We start from the raw sequence: 2,766 nt of genomic DNA, 5'->3' as shown, positions 1-2,766 counted from the left end.
CGGATTTATGCACCGGCTTACTACTTAATTTGATGCCTGGCAGTTCCCTACTCTCACATGGGGAGACCCCACACTACCATCGGCGCTACGGCGTTTCACTTCTGAGTTCGGCATGGGGTCAGGTGGGACCACCGCGCTAAAGCCGCCAGGCAAATTCTGTTAATCTGTATCAGGCTGAAAATCGTCTCTCTCACCGCCAAAACAGCTTCGGCGTTGTAAGGTTAAGCCTCACGGTTCATTAGTACCGGTTAGCTCAACGCATCGCTGCGCTTACACACCCGGCCTATCAACGTCGTCGTCTTCAACGTTCCTTCAGGAGACTTAAAGTCTCAGGGAGAACTCATCTCGGGGCAAGTTTCGTGCTTAGATGCTTTCAGCACTTATCTCTTCCGCATTTAGCTACCGGGCAGTGCCATTGGCATGACAACCCGAACACCAGTGATGCGTCCACTCCGGTCCTCTCGTACTAGGAGCAGCCCCCCTCAATTCTCCAGCGCCCACGGCAGATAGGGACCGAACTGTCTCACGACGTTCTAAACCCAGCTCGCGTACCACTTTAAATGGCGAACAGCCATACCCTTGGGACCTACTTCAGCCCCAGGATGTGATGAGCCGACATCGAGGTGCCAAACACCGCCGTCGATATGAACTCTTGGGCGGTATCAGCCTGTTATCCCCGGAGTACCTTTTATCCGTTGAGCGATGGCCCTTCCATTCAGAACCACCGGATCACTATGACCTGCTTTCGCACCTGCTCGAGCCGTCACTCTCGCAGTCAAGCTAGCTTATGCCATTGCACTAACCTCCTGATGTCCGACCAGGATTAGCTAACCTTCGTGCTCCTCCGTTACTCTTTGGGAGGAGACCGCCCCAGTCAAACTACCCACCAGACACTGTCCGCAACCCGGATCACGGGTCCACGTTAGAACACCAGCCATTAAAGGGTGGTATTTCAAGGACGGCTCCACGCAGACTGGCGTCCACGCTTCAAAGCCTCCCACCTATCCTACACATCAAGGACCAGTGTTCAGTGTCAAGCTATAGTAAAGGTTCACGGGGTCTTTCCGTCTTGCCGCGGGTACACTGCATCTTCACAGCGAGTTCAATTTCACTGAGTCTCGGGTGGAGACAGCCTGGCCATCATTACGCCATTCGTGCAGGTCGGAACTTACCCGACAAGGAATTTCGCTACCTTAGGACCGTTATAGTTACGGCCGCCGTTTACCGGGGCTTCGATCAAGAGCTTCGCGTTGCCGCTAACCCCATCAATTAACCTTCCGGCACCGGGCAGGCGTCACACCGTATACGTCCACTTTCGTGTTTGCACAGTGCTGTGTTTTTAATAAACAGTTGCAGCCAGCTGGTATCTTCGACTGATTTCAGCTCCGTCCGCAGGGACTTCACCTACATATCAGCGTGCCTTCTCCCGAAGTTACGGCACCATTTTGCCTAGTTCCTTCACCCGAGTTCTCTCAAGCGCCTTGGTATTCTCTACCTGACCACCTGTGTCGGTTTGGGGTACGATTTCGTGTTACCTGATGCTTAGAGGCTTTTCCTGGAAGCAGGGCATTTATCACTTCAGCACCGTAGTGCCTCGTCATCACGCCTCAGTGTTAAAGTGAACCGGATTTGCCTGGAACACACACCTACACGCTTAAACCGGGACAACCGTCGCCCGGCTGACATAGCCTTCTCCGTCCCCCCTTCGCAGTAACACCAAGTACAGGAATATTAACCTGTTTCCCATCGACTACGCCTTTCGGCCTCGCCTTAGGGGTCGACTCACCCTGCCCCGATTAACGTTGGACAGGAACCCTTGGTCTTCCGGCGAGCGGGCTTTTCACCCGCTTTATCGTTACTTATGTCAGCATTCGCACTTCTGATACCTCCAGCATGCCTCACAGCACACCTTCAACGGCTTACAGAACGCTCCCCTACCCAACAACGCATAAGCGTCGCTGCCGCAGCTTCGGTGCATGGTTTAGCCCCGTTACATCTTCCGCGCAGGCCGACTCGACCAGTGAGCTATTACGCTTTCTTTAAATGATGGCTGCTTCTAAGCCAACATCCTGGCTGTCTGTGCCTTCCCACATCGTTTCCCACTTAACCATGACTTTGGGACCTTAGCTGGCGGTCTGGGTTGTTTCCCTCTTCACGACGGACGTTAGCACCCGCCGTGTGTCTCCCGTGATAACATTCTTCGGTATTCGTAGTTTGCATCGGGTTGGTAAGCCGGGATGGCCCCCTAGCCGAAACAGTGCTCTACCCCCGAAGATGAGTTCACGAGGCGCTACCTAAATAGCTTTCGGGGAGAACCAGCTATCTCCCGGTTTGATTGGCCTTTCACCCCCAGCCACAGGTCATCCGCTAATTTTTCAACATTAGTCGGTTCGGTCCTCCAGTTAGTGTTACCCAACCTTCAACCTGCCCATGGCTAGATCACCGGGTTTCGGGTCTATACCCTGCAACTTAACGCCCAGTTAAGACTCGGTTTCCCTGCGGCTCCCCTATACGGTTAACCTTGCTACAGAATATAAGTCGCTGACCCATTATACAAAAGGTACGCAGTCACACCACGAAGGTGCTCCCACTGCTTGTACGTACACGGTTTCAGGTTCTTTTTCACTCCCCTCGCCGGGGTTCTTTTCGCCTTTCCCTCACGGTACTGGTTCACTATCGGTCAGTCAGGAGTATTTAGCCTTGGAGGATGGTCCCCCCATATTCAGACAGGATACCACGTGTCCCGCCCTACTCTTCGAGTTCACA

2 rRNA genes (1 of these 2 cut by a window edge) are annotated in these 2,766 nt (G+C 53.5%); both read right to left on the bottom strand.

Going from position 1 to position 2,766, the window contains the following annotated elements:
* Positions 1-34: 34 nt before the first annotated feature.
* A 5S ribosomal RNA gene (gene rrf / locus IM295_RS01950) occupies positions 35-150 on the bottom strand.
* A gap of 67 nt (positions 151-217) precedes the next feature.
* Positions 218-2,766 (bottom strand): 23S ribosomal RNA (locus IM295_RS01945); it runs 363 nt beyond the window's last position.

Source organism: Enterobacter cloacae complex sp. P14RS, from assembly GCF_014895895.1.
Taxonomy (GTDB): Bacteria; Pseudomonadota; Gammaproteobacteria; order Enterobacterales; family Enterobacteriaceae; genus Enterobacter; species Enterobacter bugandensis.
This window is presented reverse-complemented; position numbering and strand designations above follow the sequence as displayed.